We start from the raw sequence: 1,389 nt of genomic DNA on the forward strand, positions 1-1,389 counted from the left end.
CAGCCGCTCCCGGGTGCTCTCCCCGGTGCTGCCCGTGACGCTTCCGGAACCACTCCCGGTACCGGCACCCGCCCCGGACCCGCCGGCCGCCGGAGCACCGCCCGCACCGGCGACCGGGGCCGCAGCCGCGCCGGCCCCCGGTGCCCCGGCGCCGGCCGGGCCGCCGACGAGACCGGCCGCGGCCGTACCCGCCGCCGCCTTCCGGCCGGATCCTTTGCCGCCGGTGTCCCCGTTCTTCGAACCGGGCAGGGGCAGCGCCATGACCTGGGTGGCGTCGGCCGGCGGTGCCGCGGGCGCGTCCGGCGCGTTGATCACGGCGTTGAGCAGGACGCGCGCCCCGGCGTCGTCCAGTCGCTGTTCGGGGTCCCGGGTCAGCAGCCCGTAGATGACCTCCGTCAGTGGTCCGGCGTTCTTCGGCGCGTCCACCGGTTCGGTCATCACGGCCGTCAACGTCGCGATGGCCGAGCCCTTGTCGTAGGGCGGGCAGCCCTCGACGCTGGCGTACAGCAGTCCGCCGAGCGACCACAGGTCGGCCGGCGGCCCCGGCTTGTGACCACGCGCGCGCTCCGGCGAGATGTACGACGGGGCGCCGACCAGCATGCCCGTCGAGGTCACGGAGGGGTCGCCCTCGACCTGGGCGATGCCGAAGTCCGTGAGGACGACCCGGCCGTCCTCGGCGATCAGTACGTTGGACGGCTTCACGTCACGGTGCAGGATGCCCTCGCGGTGCGCCGAGCGCAGCACGTCGAGGATGGCCAGACCGACCTCCGCCGCCCGCTTCGGCGTCAGCGTCCCGTCCTCGCGGATCGCCTCCGCCAGCGACTTGCCCTCGATCAGCTCCATCACGATCCACGGGCGGTCGTCCTCGTCGACCACGTCGTAGACCGTCACCGCGCTCGTGTTGCGGATCCTCGCGATCGCCTTCGCCTCACGCAGGGTGCGCGTGATCAGCCGTCGCTTCTCGTCCTCGTCGATGGCGGAGGGGAACCGGAGTTCCTTGACCGCCACCGTGCGCCCCAGCGTCTCGTCGGCGGCACGCCAGACGGTGCCCATGCCGCCCCGGCCGAGCACCTCCCCGAGCCGGTACCGCCCCGCGAGAAGACGCCCTTCCTTGTCCCGTTGGGGCTCCCGTGCCTGCTCCGCCTCCGACATGCGTCCCCTCTGCGATCAACCCGCCCTGGCAGAGCGTTCATTGTCCCTCACCCCGGGACCGGTTATGGTCCCGGGTCCCGGGGTAGATGATGACGCGGCCCGGGGGCGGATCCCCCGGCCGTGCGCTTCTCCGGGGCGCCGCCGCCCCGCGGTGCCGCTGCTGGTTCCGCCCGCCCCGGGCGCCGCACACCCGCAGGGCGGTCCACACAGCGCCCCCCGCATCGTCCTACTCCCACC

The 1,389-nt window shown here is 74.2% G+C and carries 1 protein-coding gene; it reads right to left on the minus strand.

The window, feature by feature from the left end:
• Nucleotides 1–1,152, minus strand: a 1,152-nt coding sequence (locus tag IH13_RS0112565; protein WP_031083851.1) for a serine/threonine-protein kinase, incomplete at its 3' end; no start/stop codon positions are given.
• Nucleotides 1,153–1,389: the final 237 nt, after the last annotated feature.

Origin of the sequence: Streptomyces sp. NRRL WC-3549, assembly GCF_000721935.1 — a bacterium.
In the GTDB taxonomy this organism is placed as follows: domain Bacteria; phylum Actinomycetota; class Actinomycetes; order Streptomycetales; family Streptomycetaceae; genus Streptomyces.